The following is a 21,067-nucleotide window of genomic DNA, read 5'->3' as shown; positions in this document are numbered from 1 at the left end:
TTTAGAAGAGATTCAGCGCTGAAGTGGCGCGCATTCTACCGCCAGGAGAACGCGCGTCAAGCATAAATTGCAGTTTTATTACTCAGCCTTGAGCGTGATGCGCGCAAAGGCCTTCTTGCCGGCCTGGCAAACGTGGGCCGCACCCACCTTGAACAGGAAGGCCCGATCGACCACTTCGCCATCCACGCGCACACCGCCAGAGCCCAGCAGATCGCGCGCAACGGCGGCGTTCTTCACCAACCCTGCCTTATTAAGGACGGAGGAAATCGGCATATCCTCGGCCGAGGCCAGCTCCACCTCGGGCAGATCCTCGGGCAGCTCGCCTTCTTTCATGCGGTTGCCGGCAGAACGATGCGCAGTGGCCGCCGCCTCTTCACCATGGAAGCGGGCGACGATTTCTTCGGCCAGCTTGATCTTGATGTCGCGCGGATTGGCGCCCTGCTCGACGTCGCGCTTGAACTGCTCGATCTCTTCCATAGAGCGGAAGCTGAGCAGCTCGAAGTAACGCCACATCAGCGCATCCGGCATGGACACCAACTTGTTGTACATCACCCCTGGCGCTTCCTGGATGCCCACATAGTTACCCAGGGATTTGGACATCTTCTTCACGCCGTCCAGCCCTTCCAGCAGCGGCATGGTGACGATGCACTGCGACTCCTGCCCATAGGCGCGCTGCAGCTCGCGCCCCATCAGCAGGTTGAACTTCTGGTCGGTGCCGCCAAGCTCGACGTCGGCTTTCAGCGCCACCGAGTCGTAGCCCTGCACCAGCGGATAGAGGAACTCGTGAATGGCAATGGGCTGGTTGCTGGTGTAGCGCTTGTCGAAATCGTCGCGCTCGAGCATGCGCGCCACGGTGTACTGCGAGGCCAGACGAATGAAGTCGGCCGGCTTCAGCGCATCCATCCAAGTGGAGTTGAATGCGACCTCGGTCCTGGCCGGATCGAGGATCTTGAACACCTGCTGCTTATAGGTCTCGGCGTTATCCAGCACCTGCTCGCGGGTCAGCGGCGGGCGGGTGGCGCTCTTGCCGCTGGGGTCGCCGATCATGCCGGTGAAGTCGCCGATCAGGAAGATCACCTGATGTCCCAGCTCCTGGAACTGACGCAGCTTATTAATAAGCACGGTATGGCCGAGGTGCAGATCCGGCGCGGTCGGATCGAAACCGGCCTTGATCCGCAGCGGCTGACCCCGCTTGAGCTTCTCGACCAGCTCCGCTTCAACCAGAACCTCTTCCGCACCGCGCTTGATCAGCGCCAGCTGCTCTTCGACCGACTTCATGACAGGACTCGCGACCACTCGAAAATGAAAGGGAACCAACCATACAAGATCGCGAACTAATTACAAGTTTTGCCCCGGGCAAGCGCCCGTACGTCTCCGCTCGGCATGTCAAGGGTTGCCCCACGCCGATTTTGGTTATATTTTATACAGTTAATGCATATTCCAAGAAAACGCCTCACGCCATGACGCAAAATACTCCCAAAGCCCCGCCCTACCCGAAGAGCCATATCCTGGCCGCTAGCGGTGTAGCTGCGCTGCTGAGCCTGGCTCTGCTGGTGTTTCCTTCGCGCGAAGTCGAAGCGCAGAAGACCTTCCTCGACCTGGATCTCGGCAACGATGCCGAACTGGTACTGCAGGAAAAGGACGACCTCCGAGCGGGACAGCCCGCCACCGGCGCCGCCTCGCCTTTCGCCAAGATCGAGCAGAGTGCGGAGAACGCCGAACACAGCGCCGGACATGACGCTGATGATAAGAATCTCGAAACAGCCGACTCCCCCCCCACCGATCCCAGCCAACACAACGTCACCGTCAGCAACGGCGATACGCTGTCGACCCTGTTCGCCAAGGTAGGCCTGAGCGCCAACGACCTGCACGAAGCGCTCAACAGCAGCAAGGAAGCCAAGCGGTTCAGCCGCCTCAAGGTCGGCCAGGTGCTGGCGTTCGAACTGGACGAAGCCGGCAAGCTGAAGCACTTGCAAAGCAAGCTGAACGACCTGGAAACCATCCGCCTGAGTCGCAGCGACAAGGGCTTCGACTTCCAGCGCGATCTGGTCAAGCCGGAAGTGGTCACCACCTACAGCCATGGCGTGATCAACAGTTCGCTGTTCCTCTCCGCCAAGCGCGCCGGCCTCTCCCACGGCCTGACCATGGAGCTGGCCAACGTGTTCGGCTACGACATCGACTTCGCCATGGATATCCGCGAGGGCGACGAGTTCGAGCTGATCTACGAAGAGAAGGTGGTCAACGGCAAGCGCGTCGGCACCGGCAACATCCTCTCGGCGCGCTTCACCAATCGCGGCAAGACCTACACCGCGGTGCGCTACACCAGCAAGCAGGGCACCACCAGCTACTACAACGCCAACGGCGAAAGCATGCGCAAGGCGTTTATCCGCACCCCGGTGGACTTCGCCCGAATCAGCTCGCGCTTCTCCACCGGCCGCAAGCACCCGATCCTGAACAAGATTCGCGCGCACAAGGGCGTGGACTACGCGGCGCCGCGCGGCACGCCGATCAAGGCAGCCGGCGACGGTCGCGTCAGCCTGGCCGGCCGTCACGGCGGCTACGGCAACACCGTGATCATCCAGCACGGCCAGCGCTACCGCACCCTCTACGCCCACATGCAGGGCTTCGCCAAGGGCATCCGCAATGGCAGCACCGTCAAGCAGGGGCAGATCATCGGCTATATCGGCACCACTGGCCTGTCCACCGGCCCGCACCTGCACTACGAGTTCCAGGTCAACGGTGTGCACGTCGACCCGCTGAGCCAGAAGCTGCCGATGGCCGACCCCATCGCCGCCAGCGAGAAGCAACGCTTCATGCAACTGAGCAAACCGCTGATGGCGCGCATGGACCAGGAAAAGGCCACCATGCTGGCCGCCAACCAGCGCTAAGCCATGCCTCTCTATCTCGGCGTGATGTCCGGCACCAGCCTGGACGGACTGGACATCGCGCTGATCGAGCAAGAGCAGCACACGCGCCTGCTCGCCACCCTCTACCGGCCCATGCCGGATCGGCTACGCAGCGAACTGCTGGCATTGTGCGCCTCGGGCGCCGACGAGCTGGCACGCGCGGCGATGGCCGAACAGCAGTGGGTCGAACTGGCCGCCGCCGCCATCAATGAGCTTCTGCAGCAGCAGAACCTGACTCCGCAACAGATTCGCGCCATCGGCAGCCACGGCCAGACCGTGCGCCATGAGCCGGCACGCGGTTTCACCATCCAGATCGGCAACCCCGCCCTGCTCGCCGAGCTGACCGCTATCGGCGTGGTCGCCGACTTCCGTCGTCGCGACGTTGCCGCCGGCGGCCAGGGCGCCCCCCTGGTACCGGCCTTCCACCAGGCACTGTTCGGCGATAGCGCACGGCATATCGCGGTGCTCAATGTCGGCGGCTTCAGCAACCTCAGCCTGCTCTCGCCCGGGCAGGACGTGCTGGGCTTCGACAGCGGCCCGGGCAACGTCCTGCTCGACGCCTGGATTCAGCACTGCCAGGGCCTCGCCTATGACCGCGATGGCGCCTGGGCGGCCAGCGGCAGCGTGCATCCCGAGTTGCTGAGCCGGCTACTGAGCGATCCCTTCTTCGCGACACAAGGTCCCAAGAGCACCGGCCGCGAGCTGTTCAACCTCGCCTGGCTGCTTGGCCATCTGCAAGCACTGCCGCCGCTGGCCGCCGAGGACGTGCAGGCGACCCTGGTCGAGCTGACCGCGCGCAGCATAGTCGGCGCCCTGCGCAGCGCGCAGGGCCGTACCGACGCTCTGCTGGTATGCGGTGGCGGCGCGCACAACGCCTGCCTGATGCAGCGCTTGAGCGAGCTGCTGGCGGACACCGAAGTGAGCAGCACCGCCGCTCAGGGCGTCGATCCGGACTGGGTCGAAGCCATGGCCTTCGCCTGGCTGGCCCACTGCGCGCTGGAAGGCATTCCAGGCAACCGCCCGAGCGTTACCGGCGCGAAAGGATTGCGCATCCTCGGCGCCATCTATCCAGCGTAGAAACCTAGCCCAGCCGAGTGGCCCGCAGGGTGGGCGTAGCCCATCAACGAAAACGCCGCGCACAGGGCGCGGCGTTGGTTATCAGCGACAGGCTCAGATCGAGAACGACGAACCGCAGCCGCAGGTGGTGGTGGCGTTGGGGTTCTTGATCACGAAGCGCGAACCTTCCAGACCTTCCTGATAGTCGACTTCGGAACCGGCCAGGTACTGGAAGCTCATGGCATCGACCACCAGGCTGACGCCTTCGCGCTCGACTATGGTGTCGTCCTCGGCCACGTCCTCGTCGAAGGTAAAGCCGTACTGGAAGCCCGAGCAGCCGCCGCCCGTGACGAACACGCGCAGTTTCAGACGCGGATTGCCCTCTTCATCGACCAGGGTCTTCACCTTGCTGGCCGCACCCTGGGTGAAGTGCAAAGGGGCGGGGGTGAAGGTTTCGACGCTCATGCTGTGACTCCCGGCGCCATGCGCCATACTGCGTTGGGCGTGCATTATCCGCTTGCCCTAGAAAATCGGTCAACTATTGCTCGGTGTCCAGCGTTTCGGGCAGCTCCAACGGCCGCACGCCGTCCTTCACATGGCACAGCCGGCCTTCGATCTGCGCGCCCATGGCCATTTCCATCAGGCTGTAATGCAGATTGCCGCGCACCCGCGAGCGCGCGCCCAGCTCCAGATGGCCACTGGCGAACACATCGCCGCTCACCTCGCCGTCGATCACTATATGGGGGGCGCGCACCTCGCCTTCAACCAGGCCGCCGACGCTCACCCGCACCAGCCCCTCGCTGGCCAGCAGATTGCCGGTGACCCGACCATCCACCTGTACCGCCCCCTGAAAACGCATATCGCCCACCAGTTCGGCACCGGCGGCGATCAGGCTGGTCTTGCCGCTAAAACGCTGCAAGTCGGGCTTGGCCTTGTCTTTATTCCACATTGGCGGATGTCACTCCTCATCAATCCATTCGAATGTACGGTCCAGCGGCTTGTCGCCCTTGACCTCGGCGCGAACCTTGACCTGACGCGGCTCGAAGCCTTCCGGCAGCTCCAGTTCGGCGAAGCGTCCGGCTTCGGGGAAGGACTGGAAGTGTTTGAAGGAGAAGGGAATCGCCGCCTCGCCCACTTCGTCGGACAGCGCCGACAGTTCCAGACTGACGTCCTTGCCGCCCTGTCGCCCCTCGATGGTGACGCGCAGCTGCCCCTGCAGCGGCTCGTCGCCCGTGCCGACCCGACTCAGCAGCAATTTGTAGCGGAAACGCCGCGGGGCGTCCGTGGCCTGCAGCTCAAAGGCGCGAATGCGCAGGCCTTCGCGACGACTGGCAGGCGCCAGCACGCCCTTGTAGAAGGCCAGGTCCTGTTGCTGCTTGAAGATCTGCTCCTCAAGCAGCTTGATGGTACGGCGGTTCTGCTCCATGGCCTGCTGGGTGACCTTCTCGCTGCTGTCGACCACCGCCAGGCGCTGGCGCAGCAACTCCAGCTCCTGCTCCTGTTCGGCCAGGCGGGTGAGCTGGGCCTGGACCTCGGCCTGCTCGGCCTGTGTCTGCCGCTCGCCCCACCACAGGCCGAGGACAAAGGCCAGCGGCACGCTCAGCAGCAACAGGAGCAGCAGGGCGCGGCGCCGGCGTTCGCGGCGCGGGTCGCTGACGCGGACCTCCCAGCCCGGTGTCACGGCAGCAGGGCCGCGTGCGACAGGCCGAGGCGCTCGTCGAGACCGAAGAGGATGTTCATGTTCTGCACCGCCTGACCGGAGGCGCCCTTGACCAGGTTGTCGATCACCGACAGCACCACCACCAGCTCGCCGCCCTGCGGCCGGTGCACGGCGATGCGGCAAACGTTGCCGCCGCGCACGCTGCGGGTCTCCGGATGGCTGCCGGCCGGCATCACGTCGACGAAGGGCTCATTGGCGTAACGCTGCTCGAACAGCGCCTGCAGGTCGACCGTGGTGTCGGCCACGCGCGCATAGAGGGTGGCGTGGATGCCGCGGATCATCGGAGTCAGGTGCGGCACGAAGGTCAGGCCGACCTCGCCGCCGGCGGCCAGGCGCAGACCCTGGCGGATCTCCGGCAGGTGGCGGTGGCCCTTGACCGAGTAGGCCTTCATGCTTTCGCCGGCTTCGCAGAACAGCGAGCCGACGCTGGCGCCACGCCCGGCACCGCTGACGCCGCTCTTGCAGTCGGCGATCAGGCTGGCGCTGTCGGCCAGGCCGGCTTCCAGCAGCGGGATCAGGCCGAGCTGGGTGGCGGTCGGGTAGCAGCCGGGCACGGCGATCAGGCGCGCGCCCTTGATCGCCTCGCGGTTGACCTCGGGCAGGCCGTACACCGCCTCGGCCAGCAGCTCCGGGGCACCGTGCGGCTGGCCGTACCACTTGGCCCACTCCTCGGCGTCCTGCAGGCGGAAGTCGGCGGACAGGTCGATCACCCGCGTGCCGGCGACCAGCAGTTCGCCGGCCAGGGCATGGGCGACGCCGTGCGGGGTGGCGAAGAACACCACGTCGCAGGCGCCCAGGGTGGCGACGTCGGGCACGCTGAAGGCCAGCTCCGGGTAGTGCCCGCGCAGGTTGGGGTACATCTCGTCGACGCGCAGGCCGGCTTCGGAGCGCGAAGTGATCACCGCCACCTCCGCCTGCGGGTGCTGCGCCAGCAGACGCAGCAGTTCGACACCGGTGTAGCCCGTGCCGCCGACGATACCGACCTTGATCATCACATGCCCCTTTGCAAAAGCCATTGGAAAGGTGCCGATGATAAAGCCGCATCGGCCAAGCTCCAACCGCGCAGGTGACGCAGGCCGTCGCCTGCCTCTACTATCGAGGACATTTTCTGCCCGAGGATCGGCAATGCTCTATCTGTGGCTCAAGGCCCTGCACATCGTCGCCATGGTCTGCTGGTTCGCCGGCCTGTTCTATCTGCCGCGGCTGTTCGTCTACCACGCCATGAGCACGGACGCCGCCAGCCACGAGCGTTTCTGCACCATGGAGCGCAAGCTCTATCGCGGCATCATGATGCCCTCGATGGTCGCCACCCTGGGCCTCGGCATCTGGCTGCTGAGCCTCAACCCCGGCTACTACTTCGCCCAGGGCTGGATGCACGCCAAGCTCACCCTGGTGATCGCGCTGGTGGTCTATCAGCACCTGTGCGGCGCCCAGCTCAAGCGTTTCGCCCGCGGCGAGAACACCCGCGGCCACGTGTTCTACCGCTGGTTCAACGAGGCGCCGGTGCTGGCGCTGCTGGGTATCGTCGTTCTGGTCGTCGTCCGCCCCTTCTGAGGAATCCGTCATGTCCCTGCCCGCCCTGCTCGAACAACGCCTGCGCCTGCCGCTGATCGCCGCGCCGATGTTTCTGGTGTCCAACCCGGCGCTGGTCGGCGCCTGCTGCAACGCCGGCATAGTCGGCAGCTTTCCCGCGCTCAATCAACGGGAAAGCGCCGGCTTTCGCGCCTGGCTCGACGAAATCCAGGCCAGCCTGAGCGCCGACGCCGCGCCCTACGCCGTCAACCTGATCGTCCATCACAGCAACCCGCGGTTGCAGGCGGACCTGGCGATCTGCGTCGAGCGCCGCGTGCCCATCGTCATCACCAGCCTCGGCGCGGTGAAGGAAGTGGTGGATGCGGTGCACGGCTACGGCGGCCTGGTGTTTCACGACGTGACCACCCGCCGTCATGCGGAAAAGGCCGCCGAAGCCGGCGTGGACGGCCTGATCGCGGTCGCCGCCGGCGCCGGCGGCCATGCCGGCACCTGGAGTCCCTTCGCCCTGCTCGCCGAGATCCGCCAGTTCTTCGACAAGACCCTGCTGCTGTCCGGCTGCCTCAACCACGGCCATGAGCTGCTCGCCGCGCAACTGCTCGGCGCCGACCTGGGCTACATGGGCACGCGCTTTATCGCCAGCCAGGAGAGCAACGCCTCCGACGATTACAAGCGCATGATCCTCGCCGCCCACGCCGCAGATATCGTCCACACCCCGGCGGTCTCCGGGGTGCCGGCCAGCTTCATGCGCCAGAGCCTGGAGCAGGCCGGCTACGACCTGAAGCAGCTGCAGAACAAGGCCGACATCAACTACGGCGAGAAGCTCAAGCCGGTGGACGACGAGGCCAAGGCCTGGAAGACCGTGTGGTCGGCCGGCCAGGGCGTCGGCGGCATCGACGACCTGCCCGCGGTCGGCGAACTGGTGGCGCGCCTGGACGGCGAGTACCGCGCCGCCCTGCAGCAGGCCGGCAAACTGGGGCAACGCTGGCCGCGATGAAGCGCCGCCAGCTGCTCGGCCTCGCCGCCCTCGGCCTGCTCGGGGCCTGGGCGCTGCGGCCGCGCGACCGCGGCCAGGTGCACGACGCCTATTTCGCCGGCCTCAACCGCCTCATGCACGCCGAAGGCAACGGCATTGCGTCGCTGCTGCTCGATCTGGATCGCCTCGACGCCAACGCCGAACTGCTCGCCCAGCAACTGCCCGAGCGCTTGGCGCTGCGTCTGGTGGCCAAGTCGCTGGCCAGCGCCGGGCTGCTCGACTACCTGGCCAAGCGCCTGCGCACCCAACGCTTCATGGCGTTCCACCAGCCGCAGCTGAACCAGCTGGCGCGCAGCTTTCCGCAGGCCGACCTGCTGCTGGGCAAGCCGCTGCCGGCACAGGCGGCGCTGAACTTCTATCGCCAGCTGCCGCAGCAGCTGGGCTTCGACCCCGCGCGCCAGCTGACCTGGCTGATCGACAGCGAGGCGCGCCTGAGCCAGTACGCCGAGCTGGCCAAGGCGCTGGGGCAACCGCTGCGCATCGCCCTGGAAATCGATATCGGCCTGGCCCGCGGCGGCTTCGCCGATCCCCAGGCGTTGGGCCAGGCCCTGCAGCGGCTGCGCCGGCAACCGGGGCAGCTCCGGCTGCAGGGGTTGATGGGCTACGACGCCCAGGTCGCCCACGCCCCGCCCTGGCTGAGCCAGGAGCGTGCGTTCGCCCAGGCCAACGCGCGCTATCGCGAGTTCCTCGCAGTGGCGCGAGGCTTTACCGAGCTGTGGCCGGCGCAGCCGCTACTCAACGGCGGCGGCAGCCTGACCTACGCCCTGCACAGCCGACTGGACAGCCCGCTCGGCGAAGTCGCCCTCGGCTCGGCCCTGCTCAAGCCGGGCGACTTCGATACGCCGCTGCTGGAGCAGCACCAAGCGGCACTGTGGATCGCCAGCCCGGTGCTCAAGGCGGTCGACGGCGCCCTGCCCTTCCTGCACGCGGCGCAACCGCTGCTCGCCGCCTGGAACCGCAATCGCCAGCGCGCCTACTACCTCCAAGGCGGCCGCTGGCCGGCGACGCCGGTATCGCCGCCCGGCCTCGCCTACGACTCGCTGTACGGCCGCAGCGCCAACCAGGAACGCCTGATCGGCAGTGCCGCCAGCGGCCTGAGCGCAGACGACTGGGTCTTTCTGCGCCCGGCGGTCAGCGAGGGCCTGCTCGGCGACTTCGGCGAACTGCAGCTGCTGCGCGGCGGCCGCCTGGTCGGACGCTGGGCCGCCCTGCCCGGCGGCTGAAAGACCGGCGCGAACTGCGGCGCAGGCCGCTTGTGCATTGGCCTGTCGGCACTCTAGGCTTAGCTCACCTCCACTTCCCGCAGACAAGGAAGCTCGCATGAATCAACCGCGCTACAAGATAGTGTTCGACGGCGAACTGATGCCCGAGATGACGCTGGAGTCGGTGAAGGACAACCTCGCTCGCCTGTTCAAGAGCGATATGGCGCGCATCAACGCCCTGTTCAGCGGCGCCCAGGTGGCCCTCAAGCGCGACCTCGGGGAAAACGAGGCCAACCAGTACCTCAGCGCCCTGCACAAGGCCGGCGCCAAGGTGCGCAAGGAGCTGGACCAGGCCGCCAGCATGAGCCTGGTGCCGACCGACGACCACGCCGAGACGGATGCCGCACCAGCCGATACCGCCGCCGGCATGAGCTGTCCCAAGTGCGGCCATCAACAACCCCAGGCGGACGAGTGCGCGGCCTGCGGCATCATCGTCGAGAAGTTCCTCGCCCGTCAGGCGCAGCTGAGCGCCATGAGCCAGCCGACGCCGGCCCCCGCCAGCGCCTCGCCCTACGCGCCCCCGCAGGCCGACGTCGCCGAGCAACTGCCGCAATTCGGCGAGCTCAAGGCATTCGGCGTCAACGGCCGGATCGGCCGCGTGCGCTACCTGGGCTGGAGCATGGCCATGTTCCTCTGCGCGCTGCCGGTGCTGCTGCTGGGCATGGGCGCCGCCGCGCTGTCCGATGCCCTGGGCATGGTGCTGCTGGTGGCCGCCGGCCTGGCCATGATGGTGCTGAGTATCTGCTTCGGCGTGCAGCGCCTGCACGATATCGGCTGGTCCGGCTGGCTGTGGCTGATCAACTTCATCCCTCTGGTCGGCGGCGTGTTCGCCCTGCTGATGTTCATCGTTCCCGGCAACCAGGGAGTCAACCGCTTCGGCCCGCCGCCGCCGCCCAACAGCACGGCGGTCAAGCTGCTGGCCTGGTTGTGCCTGCTGGTGCCGATTAGCGGCATCCTCGCCGCCATCGCCATTCCGCAGTACCAGAGCTACGTCGAGCGCGCCGCCGAAATGCAGGGACAGTGACCCCGCGCCATGCCCAGTTATGCACTGATCACCGGCGCCTCCAGCGGCATCGGCCTGGCCCTGGCCGAAGCCCTGGCGCGCCGCGGGCGCAACCTGATCCTGGTGGCGCGGCGCCGCGACGCCCTGGAAAGCATCGCCTGCGAGCTGGCCCAGCGCTTCGGCGTCGAGGTGCTGTTTCGCCTCTGCGACCTCAGCGAACCGCTGCAACTGTCCGGCCTGCTGCTCGAACTGGAACAGGGCCAGTGGCGCATCGACCTGCTGGTGAACAACGCCGGCCTCGGCTGCGCCGGGCCCTTCCTCGAACAGGACTGGGGCCGCGAGCTGGAACAGCTGGAAGTCAACGTACTGGCCCTGACCCGGCTGTGCCACGCCATCGGCCAGCGCATGGCCGAACAGGGCGGAGGGCAGATCCTCAACGTCGCCTCGATCGCCGCCTTCCAGCCAGGCCCCTGGATGAGCAGCTACTACGCCAGCAAGGCCTATGTGCTGCATTTCTCCGAGGCGCTGCGCGAAGAGCTGCGCGAGCACGGCGTGCGCGTCTCCGTGCTGTGCCCGGGGCCGACGCGCAGCGCCTTCTTCCGCAGTGCGCAGATGAACGCCGCCCGCCTGGACGCCAGCAAGCTGCTGATGAGCGCCGAGGAAGTGGCGCTGCTCGCGGTGCGCGCGCTGGAGAAGAACCGCGCCATCATCGTCCCCGGCTGGCGCAACCGGCTGCTGGCGCTGAGCCCACGCCTGGCGCCGCGCTGGCTGGTGCGCAAACTCAGCGGGCGGCTGACCCGGCCCTTCACCCGCGGTTGAGCAGCCCCAGAACCTGCTCCCGATCTCGCGAGCTAGAGATAAACCGCGGCGAAAGCGGCCGAGGAAGCGGAGTTTACGAAAGTAAATGAGCATTCCGAGGCTGTTTTCAACGCCGTTTAGCCGACGCGCAGCAGATCGTGAGCAGGTTCTCAGCCGGCGTTGACCGTGCGCCCCTCAGCCCAGCCGCGCAGCGCCGCGAGCTGCTCGGCCATCACCACCGACAGCGGCGCCGTGCCTTGCAGCGCGCGCAGCAGCAGCGCCTGATCCACTGCCTGCTGCTGCGCCTGAGCGGCATACAGGGCGCTGACCACCGCCTGCTCGATCTCCGCCCCGGAAAAGCCCGCGCTGGCCGCGGCCAGCTGCGCCAGGTCGAAGGCGCCAGGCTCCAGCTCGCGGCGCTGCAGGTGGATGCGGAAGATCTCCGCGCGCACCTCGGCAGCGGGCAGGTCGACGAAGAACAGCTCGTCGAAGCGGCCCTTGCGCACCAGCTCCGGCGGCAGGCGGTCGATGGCGTTGGCGGTGGCGACGACGAACACCGGCGCCTTGCGCTCGGCCATCCAGGTCAGCAGGGTGCCGAGCACGCGCTGGCTGACGCCGCCGTCGTGGTCGCCGCTGGCCAGGCCCTTCTCCACCTCGTCCATCCACAGCACGCAGGGCGCCATCTGCTCGGCCAGACGCAGCGCCTCGCGCAGGTTGCGCTCGGTCTCGCCGAAGAACTTGTTGTACAGGCAGGCGAAATCCAGGCGCAGCAACGGCAGGCCCCAGAGCCCGGCCACCGCCTTGGCCGCCAGGCTCTTGCCGCCACCCTGCACGCCGACCAGCAACACCCCCTTGGGCGCATCGACACCCTTACCCTCGAGAAAGCCGACCTGGCGCTCGGCCAGCCAGCGCTTGAGGTTGAGCAGGCCGCCGACGTCGGCGAAGCGCGCGGTGTCGTACTCGAAACTGAGCACACCCTCCAGATCCAGGAGCTGGAACTTGGTCTTGTTCAGTTCGGGGATGTCTTCCTGGGTGATCGCGCCGTCGTCACAGATCACGTTGCGCGCCAGCGCCCGCGCCTCGGCGTGGCTGAGGCCGCGCAGGTTCTTCACCACCTGCTGCAGGGTGCGGTTGTCGGTGCGCACCCGCGCGCCGCGGTTGCGCTCGCTCCAGCGCGTGGCCTCGTCGCGGACGATGCTCAGCAGCTCGTCTTCCGACGGTAATGCCAGGCTGAAGCGCGCGGCATGGCGCTGCACCTCGGCCGGCAGCCTGAGCGCGTGGGACACCAGCACCAGGGTCGGCTTGTGCGCCGCCTCGCTCATGGCGATCTCCTTGAGCAGGCGCACCAGCCGGGGATTGTCCTGCAGATACGGATGCAGGTCGCACATCACGTAGAGGTTCGGCTGCTGATCGGCCTTGATCAGCTTCAACGCCGCCTCCGGCTCCAGGCTCGCCTCCTCGCCCAGCGGCGCGCCGCCGAAACCCAGGCGCTGCAGGCCCTCGGTCACCGACCAGGTGTGCAGGCCGAGGCCGCGTTTGACCGCCAGGCTGGTCAGGGTTTCCAGCACGCGCAGCTCGTCCCAGGACTCGATGACGACCAGCTTGACCTTGGAATCCAGCACCAGGCCGAGATCGTGGATATCGTTCTTCACCGCCGCTCCTTGTGGGCGCGCCGCCGATTGGCCGGCCTTGGCGCACGCGATTAAACTCAGGGCTTCCAGCAATGGCTCGGGAGCCTGCCCATGGACTGCCTGTTCTGCAAGATCGTCGCCGGTGAGATTCCGGCGCGCAAGCTCTACGAGGACGATCAGCTCGTCGCCTTCCACGATATCGGCCCGCAGGCGCCGGTGCATTTTCTGGTGATCCCCAAGCGCCACATCGCCACCCTCACCGACCTCACCGAATCCGACAAGGCGCTGGCCGGCCACCTGCTGTACACCGCCCAGCAGCTGGCCAGCGAGCAGGGCTGCGCCAAGGGCTTTCGCCTGGTGATGAACTGCAACGAGCTGGGCGGACAGACCGTCGGCCACATCCATATGCACGTGCTCGGCCAGCGCCAGCTGCACTGGCCGCCGGGCTGATGCGCCAGTCGGTCGCGGCGGCGAGGCGCACTCACCGCCGCGCTTTGCAGTAAACTGGCGCCTTCGTGTTCCCCGGAGGTGCCCCATGGCCAGCGAACGCCAGTACTCCCCAGTCGACCGCCTGCTGCTGCAGGCCGATGCCGCCCTGCGCACCCTGCTGCCGTTCAGCGGCGCCTCGAGCCGTCCCTCGCCGGCCATCGTGGAGAACGAGGCCGAGCTGTCCAGCGAGGAAACCCGCCATATCGCCGGGCTGATGCGCATCAACCATACCGGCGAGGTCTGCGCCCAGGCGCTGTACCAGGGTCAGGCGCTGACCGCCAAGCTGCCGCAGGTGCGCAGCGCTATGGAGCAGGCCGCCGATGAGGAGATCGATCACCTGGCCTGGTGCGAGCAGCGTATCCGCGAGCTCGGCAGCCAGCCGAGCCTGCTCAACCCGCTGTTCTACGGCCTGTCGTTCGGCGTCGGCGCGGTGGCCGGGCTGGTCAGCGACAAGGTCAGCCTGGGCTTCGTCGCCGCCACCGAGGATCAGGTGTGCAAGCACCTGGACGAGCATCTGGAGCAGATTCCCGAGCGCGACGCCAAGTCGCGGGCGATTCTCCAGCAGATGCGCATCGACGAGCAGCAGCACGCCGACAGCGCCCTGGATGCCGGCGGCCTGCGTTTTCCCGCACCGGTCAAGCTGGGCATGACCCTGCTGTCCAAGGTGATGACCAAGAGCACCTATCGCATCTGAACGAACAAGGGCGCCGATTGGCGCCCCTGTCGTTTGCAGCGAAGCGATTCAGCCCAGCTCGATGATTTCGTAGTCATGGCTGATAGCCACCCCGGCACGGCCGAGCATGATCGAGGCCGAGCAGTACTTCTCCGCCGACAGCTCCACCGCGCGCTTGACCTGGGCCTCTTTCAACCCGCGGCCCTTGACCACGAAATGCAGGTGGATCTTGGTGAACACCTTGGGCTCCTCGCCGGCGCGCTCGGCGTCGAGGAACACCTCGCAGCTCTCCACCGGCTGGCGCGACTTGCGCAGGATGCTGACCACGTCGAAGTTGCTGCAACCGCCGAGGCCGACCAGCAGCATCTCCATCGGGCGAATGCCCAGATTGCGCCCACCGGCTTCCGGCGGACCGTCCATCACCACGGCATGGCCGCTGCCGGACTCGCCGAGAAATAGGGCTTCGCCGGCCCACTGCACACGCGCTTTCATCGATCCAGACTCCCTCGGTTGCAAAGGTTCGCAGGTTAGCACAGGCGCCGAGCGAACCGATGGGCGACCAGTGCGCTAAAGTTCCCCGGCGTTATGTTAGCCAGGTCGCAAAAAACGCCCTGGTCATAGTATGTCTGTTAAGCTGGCGCCGGATTGCTGGCACACTGGTACGGATAACCAATAAGAAATTGCCTGTTGGACAAAGGCTTATCTTTTTTATATTCGGGACTCGGGCATGGTCGCTATTACCCTTACACCTAAAATCAAGAACCTCGACAAGCTCCTCGCACACTGTCACCGCCGCCGCTACACGGCGAAAAGCACCATCATCTATGCGGGCGACCGCTGCGAAACCCTGTTCTTCATCGTCAAGGGCTCGGTCACCATCCTGATCGAAGACGACGATGGCCGCGAAATGATCATCGCCTACCTCAACGCCGGCGACTTCTTCGGCGAGATGGGCCTGTTCGAGAAGGACGGCGCGGAGAAGGAACGCAGCGCCTGGGTACGCGCCAAGACCGAATGTGAAGTGGCGGAGCTGAGCTACGCCAAGTTCCGCGAACTGACCCAGCAGGATCCGGACATCCTCTACGCCCTAGGCAGCCAGATGGCCGAACGCCTGCGCAACACCACGCGCAAGGTCGGCGACCTGGCCTTTCTCGACGTCACCGGCCGCGTCGCCCGCACCCTGCTCGACCTGTGCAAGCAGCCCGACGCCATGACCCACCCGGACGGCATGCAGATCAAGATCACCCGCCAGGAGATCGGCCGCATCGTCGGCTGTTCGCGCGAGATGGTCGGCCGCGTGCTCAAGGCCCTGGAGGAACAGGGCCTGGTTCACGTCAAGGGCAAGACCATGGTGGTCTTCGGCACCCGCTGATAAACAGCGCGTATAAAAAAGCCGGCAGGGATGCCGGCTTTTTTATACGCGCGGGTGTCAATCGGGATCCTTGCCGATCACCGCCGGCCGCCCGCGTTCGGGAAAGAACAGGCGCTGCAGTTCGCCGCCCGGGCTCTCGGCGCGCATAAAGGCCTCACCGACCAGGAAGGCGTAGACCTCGTTGATCTCCATCAGCTCGACGTCGGCGCGGTTGAGAATGCCGCTCTCGGTCACCACCAGGCGCTCGCGCGGAATGCGCGGCAGCAGGTCCAGGGTGGTTTCCAGGGACACCTCGAAGCTATGCAGGTTGCGGTTGTTGATGCCCACCAGCGGCGTGTCCAGGGTCTTCAGCGCGCGTTCCAGCTCGTCGCCGTCATGCACCTCGACCAGCACGTCGAGGCCGACGTCCTTGGCCACCGCGGCCAGCTCGGCCATGCGTCCGTCGTCCAGGCAGGCGACGATCAGCAGCACGCAGTCGGCGCCGAGGGCGCGGGCCTCGACGATCTGGTAGGGATCGACCATAAAGTCCTTGCGGATCACCGGCAGCGCACAGGCCGCGCGGGCCTGCTGCAGGTACGCATCGGCGCCCTGGAAGAAGTCGATATCGGTGAGCACCGACAGGCAGGTGGCGCCGCCGGCCTCGTAGCTGCGGGCGATATCGGCCGGCACGAAGTCGGCGCGCAACACGCCCTTGCTCGGCGAGGCCTTCTTGATCTCGGCGATCACCGCCGGCTGCTTGCGCGCGGCCTGCTCGAGCAGCGCGCGAGCGAAGCCACGCGGCGCATCGGCGCTACGCGCGGCGCGCTCGATCTCGGCGAAACTGACCTGGGCGCGACGCGCCGCCACTTCCTCGAACTTACGGGCGACGATCTTCTCCAGTACGGTTGGCACGCTCACCCTTCGTTCTCCTGTTTGAATACTGCGGTAAAGGACACCAGCTCCTCCAGCTTCTCCCGCGCCAGCCCGGTGTGCAGGGCGTCGTGAGCCAGCTGCATACCTTCGCGCAGGCTGCTGGCATGGTCGGCGGCGTAGAGCGCGGCGCCGGCGTTGAGCACTATCATGTCGGCGGCCTTCTGGCCGTTGCCGGTCTTGCGCCGACCCAGCGCATCGCGGATCAGCTCCAGCGACTGCTCGGCGCCCTCCACGGTCAGACCGATCAGGCTCTGGCTCTTGATGCCGAAGTCCTCGGGCTGGATGCGGTACTCGCTGACCACGCCGTCCTTGAGCTCGGCGACGAAGGTCGGCGCGGCCAGGCTGATCTCGTCCAAGCCGTCCTGCGCGTGCACCACCAGCACGTGCTGGCTGCCCAGACGCTGCAGCACCTCGGCCATCGGCCGGCACAGCGCCTGGCTGAACACGCCGATGACCTGATGCCTGGCGCCCGCGGGGTTGGTCATCGGGCCGAGCATATTGAACAGGGTGCGCAGGCCCAGCTCGCGACGCGGACCGATGGCGTGCTTCATCGCCCCGTGATGGGACGGGGCGAACATGAAACCGACGCCCACGCCTTCGACACAGCGCGCCACCTGCTCCGGCTTGAGCCCCAGGTAGACGCCGGCGGCTTCCAGCAGATCGGCGCTGCCGCTCTTGCCGGAGACCGCGCGATTGCCGTGCTTGGCCACCTTGCCGCCGGCCGCGGCGACGACGAAGGCCGCGGCGGTGGAGACGTTGAAGATGTTCATGCCGTCGCCGCCGGTGCCGCAGGTGTCGACCAGGCGTTCGGCGTCGATCACCACCGGCGCGGCCAGCTCACGCATGACGCTGGCGGCGCCGACGATCTCGTCGATGGTCTCGCTCTTCATGCGCATGCCCATGAGGAAGGCGCCGATCTGCGCGTCGGTGCACTGCCCGGTCATGATCTCGCGCATCACGTCCTGCATTTCCTCGGTGCTCAGGTCGAGCTGGGCGACGATGCGGCCCAAGGCTTCCTTGATATTCATGCGCGCACGCCTCCGGTCTGCTTGAGGAAGTTGGCGAACAGTTCGTGGCCCTGCTCGGTGAGGATGGACTCGGGGTGGAACTGCACGCCCTCGATGTTCAGGGTCTTGTGGCGCAGGCCCATGATCTCGTCGACCGAGCCGTCGTCATGCTGGGTCCAGGCGGTGATTTCCAGGCAGTCCGGCAGGGTTTCGCGCTTGACCACCAAGGAATGATAGCGGGTCACGGTGAGCGGCTTGTTGAGGCCGGCGAACACGCCCTTGTCCTGGTGGAACACCGGGCTGGTCTTGCCGTGCATCACCTGGCGCGCGCGCACCACGTCGCCGCCGTAGGCCTGGCCGATGCTCTGGTGGCCGAGGCAGACGCCGAGAATCGGCAGCTTGCCGGCGAAATGCAGGATGGCTTCGATGGACACACCCGCCTCGGTCGGCGTACAGGGACCGGGCGAGACCACGATGCGCTCGGGCTGCAACGCCTCGATCTCGGCAATGGTCAGCTCGTCGTTGCGGATCACGTGCACCTCGGCACCCAGCTCGCCGAGGTACTGCACCACGTTGTAGGTGAAGGAGTCGTAGTTATCAATCATCAGCAGCATGTCACGCTCCCCTTATTCGGCGGTCTGTTCGGCAAGGGCGACGGCGCGGAACATGGCGCGGCGCTTGTTCAGGGTTTCTTCCCACTCCAGGGCGGGCACCGAGTCGGCGACGATGCCGGCACCGGCCTGCACGTGCAGCTCGCCGTCCTTGATCACCGCGGTGCGAATGGCGATGGCGGTGTCCATATTGCCGTTCCACGCGTAGTAGCCGACCGCGCCGCCGTAGACGCCGCGCTTGACCGGCTCCAGCTCGTCGATGATCTGCATGGCGCGGATCTTCGGCGCCCCGGACAGGGTGCCGGCCGGCAGGATGGCGCGCAGCGCATCCATCGCCGACAGCTCGGGTTTGAGCTGGCCGGTGACGTTGGAGACGATATGCATGACGTTGGAATAGCGCTCGATGACCATCTTCTCGGTGAGCTTGACCGAGCCGATCTGCGACACGCGGCCGGTGTCGTTGCGGCCCAGGTCGATCAGCATCAGGTGCTCGGCGATCTCCTTGGCGTCGGACAGCAGGTCCTCTTCCAGCGCCAGGTCGGCTTCTTCATTGGCGCCGCGCGGGCGGGTGCCGGCGATCGGGCGCACGGTGACCAGGCCGTCCTCGACCCGCACCAGTACCTCCGGCGAGGAGCCGACCACGTGGAAGTCGCCGAAGTTGAAGAAGTACATGTAGGGCGTCGGGTTGATGCAGCGCAGCGCGCGGTACAGGTCGATGGGCGCGGCCTTGAACGGGATCGACATGCGCTGGGAGATCACCACCTGCATGCAGTCGCCGGCGAGGATGTATTCCTTGATCGCGCTGACCGCCGCCTCGTAGTCGTCACGGCTGTAACTGGAACGAAACGCCGGCTCGGCGCCGGGCGGTGCGCCGAGATCGACGCCCAGACGCGGGGTGATCGGCTGGCGCAGCTGGCGCAGGATCTCGCCCAGGCGCGCCTGGCCCTGCGCGAAGGCGTCAGGCTGAGCCGGATCGGCGAGGACGATGGCGTGCATCTTGCCGGCCAGGTTGTCGAACACCACCACGGCGTCGGAGACCATCAGCAGGATATCCGGCGTGCCCAGCGGATCGGGGTTGGGGCAACTGGCCAGCTTCTGCTCGACGTAGCGCACGCTGTCGTAGCCGAAGTAGCCGACCAGACCGCCGTTAAAACGCGGCAGACCGGCAATGGTCGGCACCTTGTAGCGCGCCTTGAACTGCTCGACGAAGGCCAGCGGATCGGCACTCTGCTGACGCTCGACCTCGACGCCGTCGGTGCTGACCAGGATGTCGTGGCCATGCACGCGCAATACGGTGCGCGCCGGCAGGCCGATGATCGAGTAACGCCCCCACTTCTCGCCGCCCTGCACGGATTCCAGCAGGTAGGAGTTGGGCGCATCGGCCAGTTTCAGGTAGATCGACAGCGGCGTGTCGAAATCCACCAGGGTTTCGCAGGCCAGGGGGATGCGGTTGTAGCCTTCGGCGGCTAAACGCAGGAATTCTTCATGGGTCATGATCAGCCTCATGGCTCGGGGAAAACGGTCGGGTGCAAACGGGTCGCGCGCGGCGACCGGACGAAATCAGGCGCGCCAGCGCCAACGGGCCAGGGCCTTGATCACTTTCATCCAGAGTTTGCAGCTGACCACCACGGTGCGATCTCGACAGGCGGGGGAATAAGGAGAGCGGCCACGGTAGCGCAGCCGCTCGGCCTAAGCAACCGTCAGAGCAGCGCGGCCAGGCTATCGACCACCAGACTCGGCTGTTCCTCGGCAATCGGCCGACCGTGGTTGTAACCGTAGCTCACCGCCACGCAGGGCACGCCGGCGGCGCGCGCCGCCAGCACGTCGTTGCGCGAGTCGCCGACGAACAGCGCCTGCGCCGCGTTGACGCCGGCCAGACGCATCACCTGCAACAGCGCGGCCGGGTCCGGCTTCTGCTGCGGCAGGGTGTCACCGCCGACTATCCAGCGAAAGTAGCCGCCCAGGCCGACCTGCTCCAGCAGCGGCGCAACGAAGCGCTCCGGCTTGTTGGTCACTACCGCCAGCTCCACCGCCGCCGTGCTCAGCGCCTCGAGCAGCTCGTGCACGCCCGGATAGAGCGCGGTCAGCTGGTGGCAGTCGGTGTAGATATCGAGAAAGCGCGCCAGCGCGGCGTCCGCTTCGGCCTCGCTCACCGCCGCATGCTCCAGGCCGCCGGCCAGGGCACGGCGCACCAGCACCCGCGCGCCGTTGCCGACCCAGTCGCGCACGCGGTCGACGCCGGCCGGCTCGCGGCCCAGCTCCAGCAGCATGCGGTCGACCGCCGCGGCCAGGTCCGGCACCGAATCCACCAGGGTGCCGTCCAGGTCGAACATCACCAGGCGCGGCAGCTCGCCGCGGCACAGCGCGCGCAACGGTTTCATCCGCGCACCTGGGCCAGTTCGGCGCGCATGGCGTCGATCACGGCCTTGTAGTCCGGCTGGTTGAAGATCGCCGAGCCGGCGACGAAGGTGTCGGCGCCCGCCGCAGCGATCTCGCGGATGTTCTGCACGTTGACCCCGCCGTCGATCTCCAGGCGGATCTCGCGGCCGCTGGCATCGATCAGCGCGCGCGCCTCTTTGAGTTTATCCAGGGTGGCGGGGATGAACTTCTGCCCGCCGAAGCCGGGGTTGACGCTCATCAAGAGGATCATGTCGACCTTGTCCATCACGTACTTGAGCACGTCCAGCGGGGTGGCCGGGTTGAATACCAGACCGGCCTTGGCGCCGCCGGCCTTGATCAGCTGCAGCGAGCGGTCGATGTGCTCGGACGCTTCCGGGTGGAAGGTGATGTAACTGGCGCCGGCCTCGATGAAGTCGCCGATGATGCGATCCACCGGCTTGACCATCAGGTGCGCGTCGATCGGCGCGGTGATGCCGTACTTGCGCAGCGCCGCGCAGACCATCGGGCCGATGGTCAGGTTGGGCACGTAGTGGTTGTCCATCACGTCGAAGTGAACGATGTCCGCCCCGGCGGCAAGCACGTTGTCGACTTCCTCGCCCAGGCGGGCGAAGTCGGCGGAGAGGATCGACGGGGCGATGGCGAAGGGTTGCATGGCGCACCT

The 21,067-nt window shown here is 66.7% G+C and carries 22 protein-coding genes and 1 pseudogene; 10 read left to right on the top strand and 13 right to left on the bottom strand.

The window, feature by feature from the left end:
• Positions 1-78: 78 nt before the first annotated feature.
• Entirely contained in the window at positions 79-1,278 is a 1,200-nt protein-coding gene (gene tyrS, locus AC1G9C_RS02990; RefSeq protein ID WP_480409420.1) for a tyrosine--tRNA ligase, read from the bottom strand.
• Positions 1,279-1,460: 182 nt separating this feature from the next.
• Here tyrS and AC1G9C_RS02985 point away from each other — a divergent pair, with 182 nt between their 5' ends.
• Together AC1G9C_RS02985 and AC1G9C_RS02980 are read left to right on the top strand one after the other, a co-directional pair.
• A complete protein-coding gene (locus tag AC1G9C_RS02985) occupies positions 1,461-2,888 on the top strand; it encodes a peptidoglycan DD-metalloendopeptidase family protein (RefSeq protein ID WP_457788072.1) in 1,428 nt (475 codons plus the stop codon).
• A 3-nt stretch (positions 2,889-2,891) separates the two neighbouring features.
• On the top strand, positions 2,892-3,983 hold the full coding sequence (locus AC1G9C_RS02980) for an anhydro-N-acetylmuramic acid kinase (RefSeq protein ID WP_480409419.1): 1,092 nt from the start codon (positions 2,892-2,894) through the stop codon (positions 3,981-3,983).
• A gap of 93 nt (positions 3,984-4,076) precedes the next feature.
• Here AC1G9C_RS02980 and erpA read toward each other — a convergent pair whose 3' ends face one another.
• The 4 genes from erpA to argC form a co-directional block, all read right to left on the bottom strand.
• Entirely contained in the window at positions 4,077-4,427 is a 351-nt protein-coding gene (gene erpA / locus AC1G9C_RS02975; protein WP_021443725.1) for an iron-sulfur cluster insertion protein ErpA, read from the bottom strand.
• A gap of 73 nt (positions 4,428-4,500) precedes the next feature.
• Positions 4,501-4,911, bottom strand: coding sequence for a bactofilin family protein (locus AC1G9C_RS02970; protein ID WP_021443726.1), 411 nt, complete (start codon positions 4,909-4,911; stop codon positions 4,501-4,503).
• 9 nt (positions 4,912-4,920) lie between these two features.
• Complete coding sequence (locus AC1G9C_RS02965) at positions 4,921-5,643, bottom strand: DUF6776 family protein (RefSeq protein ID WP_021443727.1); 723 nt, start codon at positions 5,641-5,643, stop codon at positions 4,921-4,923.
• Positions 5,640-6,674, bottom strand: coding sequence for an N-acetyl-gamma-glutamyl-phosphate reductase (gene argC, locus AC1G9C_RS02960; RefSeq protein ID WP_480409418.1), 1,035 nt, complete (start codon positions 6,672-6,674; stop codon positions 5,640-5,642). Before argC ends, AC1G9C_RS02965 begins: the two co-directional genes overlap by 4 nt.
• 133 nt (positions 6,675-6,807) lie before the next feature.
• On the opposite strand from argC, the gene hemJ reads away from it, so the two are divergent.
• The 5 genes from hemJ (at position 6,808) to AC1G9C_RS02935 (ending at position 11,332) form a co-directional block, all read left to right on the top strand.
• Entirely contained in the window at positions 6,808-7,236 is a 429-nt protein-coding gene (hemJ, locus tag AC1G9C_RS02955) for a protoporphyrinogen oxidase HemJ (protein ID WP_480409417.1), read from the top strand.
• Positions 7,237-7,246: 10 nt separating this feature from the next.
• On the top strand, positions 7,247-8,209 hold the full coding sequence (locus AC1G9C_RS02950) for an NAD(P)H-dependent flavin oxidoreductase (protein ID WP_480409416.1): 963 nt from the start codon (positions 7,247-7,249) through the stop codon (positions 8,207-8,209).
• Positions 8,206-9,471 carry an alanine racemase gene (locus tag AC1G9C_RS02945; RefSeq protein ID WP_480409415.1) on the top strand — a complete coding sequence of 422 codons (1,266 nt, stop codon included), beginning with the start codon at positions 8,206-8,208 and terminating at the stop codon, positions 9,469-9,471. The genes AC1G9C_RS02950 and AC1G9C_RS02945 overlap by 4 nt, the downstream gene beginning before the upstream one ends.
• 97 nt (positions 9,472-9,568) lie before the next feature.
• Complete coding sequence (locus AC1G9C_RS02940; protein WP_480409414.1) at positions 9,569-10,534, top strand: DUF805 domain-containing protein; 966 nt, start codon at positions 9,569-9,571, stop codon at positions 10,532-10,534.
• 9 nt (positions 10,535-10,543) lie between these two features.
• The gene (locus AC1G9C_RS02935; RefSeq protein ID WP_480409413.1) at positions 10,544-11,332 is read left to right on the top strand and encodes an SDR family NAD(P)-dependent oxidoreductase; all 789 of its coding nucleotides are present in this window, start codon (positions 10,544-10,546) and stop codon (positions 11,330-11,332) included.
• Positions 11,333-11,481: 149 nt separating this feature from the next.
• Here AC1G9C_RS02935 and AC1G9C_RS02930 read toward each other — a convergent pair whose 3' ends face one another.
• Complete coding sequence (locus AC1G9C_RS02930) at positions 11,482-12,963, bottom strand: AAA family ATPase (protein ID WP_480409412.1); 1,482 nt, start codon at positions 12,961-12,963, stop codon at positions 11,482-11,484.
• Between the two features lie 90 nt (positions 12,964-13,053).
• Between AC1G9C_RS02930 and AC1G9C_RS02925 the strand changes: the two genes are divergently transcribed.
• Positions 13,054-13,392, top strand: coding sequence for a histidine triad nucleotide-binding protein (locus AC1G9C_RS02925; protein ID WP_480409411.1), 339 nt, complete (start codon positions 13,054-13,056; stop codon positions 13,390-13,392).
• An 85-nt stretch (positions 13,393-13,477) separates the two neighbouring features.
• Positions 13,478-14,125 (top strand): 2-polyprenyl-3-methyl-6-methoxy-1,4-benzoquinone monooxygenase, encoded by a 648-nt coding sequence (gene coq7 / locus AC1G9C_RS02920; RefSeq protein ID WP_021443135.1) that lies wholly within the window; start codon positions 13,478-13,480, stop codon positions 14,123-14,125.
• A gap of 48 nt (positions 14,126-14,173) precedes the next feature.
• Here the strand turns inward: coq7 and AC1G9C_RS02915 are convergent, their stop codons facing one another.
• Complete coding sequence (locus tag AC1G9C_RS02915) at positions 14,174-14,596, bottom strand: OsmC family protein (protein ID WP_122110129.1); 423 nt, start codon at positions 14,594-14,596, stop codon at positions 14,174-14,176.
• A 235-nt stretch (positions 14,597-14,831) separates the two neighbouring features.
• Between AC1G9C_RS02915 and crp the strand changes: the two genes are divergently transcribed.
• Positions 14,832-15,476, top strand: a complete 645-nt coding sequence (gene crp, locus AC1G9C_RS02910) for a cAMP-activated global transcriptional regulator CRP (RefSeq protein WP_021443133.1) — start codon at positions 14,832-14,834, stop codon at positions 15,474-15,476.
• A 57-nt stretch (positions 15,477-15,533) separates the two neighbouring features.
• On the opposite strand, the gene trpC is transcribed toward crp, so the two are convergent.
• The 6 genes and pseudogenes from trpC to rpe form a co-directional block, all read right to left on the bottom strand.
• Positions 15,534-16,373, bottom strand: a complete 840-nt coding sequence (gene trpC / locus AC1G9C_RS02905; RefSeq protein ID WP_397497800.1) for an indole-3-glycerol phosphate synthase TrpC — start codon at positions 16,371-16,373, stop codon at positions 15,534-15,536.
• A complete protein-coding gene (gene trpD / locus AC1G9C_RS02900; protein ID WP_480409410.1) occupies positions 16,370-17,416 on the bottom strand; it encodes an anthranilate phosphoribosyltransferase in 1,047 nt (348 codons plus the stop codon). The genes trpC and trpD overlap by 4 nt, the downstream gene beginning before the upstream one ends.
• Complete coding sequence (locus tag AC1G9C_RS02895; protein ID WP_021444357.1) at positions 17,413-18,009, bottom strand: aminodeoxychorismate/anthranilate synthase component II; 597 nt, start codon at positions 18,007-18,009, stop codon at positions 17,413-17,415. The genes trpD and AC1G9C_RS02895 overlap by 4 nt, the downstream gene beginning before the upstream one ends.
• A 12-nt stretch (positions 18,010-18,021) precedes the next feature.
• The gene (trpE, locus tag AC1G9C_RS02890) at positions 18,022-19,500 is read right to left on the bottom strand and encodes an anthranilate synthase component I (RefSeq protein ID WP_480409409.1); all 1,479 of its coding nucleotides are present in this window, start codon (positions 19,498-19,500) and stop codon (positions 18,022-18,024) included.
• 66 nt (positions 19,501-19,566) lie between these two features.
• A pseudogene (locus AC1G9C_RS02885) lies at positions 19,567-20,387 on the bottom strand (phosphoglycolate phosphatase).
• A complete protein-coding gene (gene rpe / locus AC1G9C_RS02880) occupies positions 20,384-21,058 on the bottom strand; it encodes a ribulose-phosphate 3-epimerase (protein WP_021445645.1) in 675 nt (224 codons plus the stop codon). The pseudogene AC1G9C_RS02885 and the gene rpe overlap by 4 nt, the downstream one beginning before the upstream one ends.
• Between the last annotated feature and the right edge of the window lie 9 nt (positions 21,059-21,067).

It is taken from the genome of Pseudomonas sp. ABa2, assembly GCF_056676075.1.
This window is presented reverse-complemented; position numbering and strand designations above follow the sequence as displayed.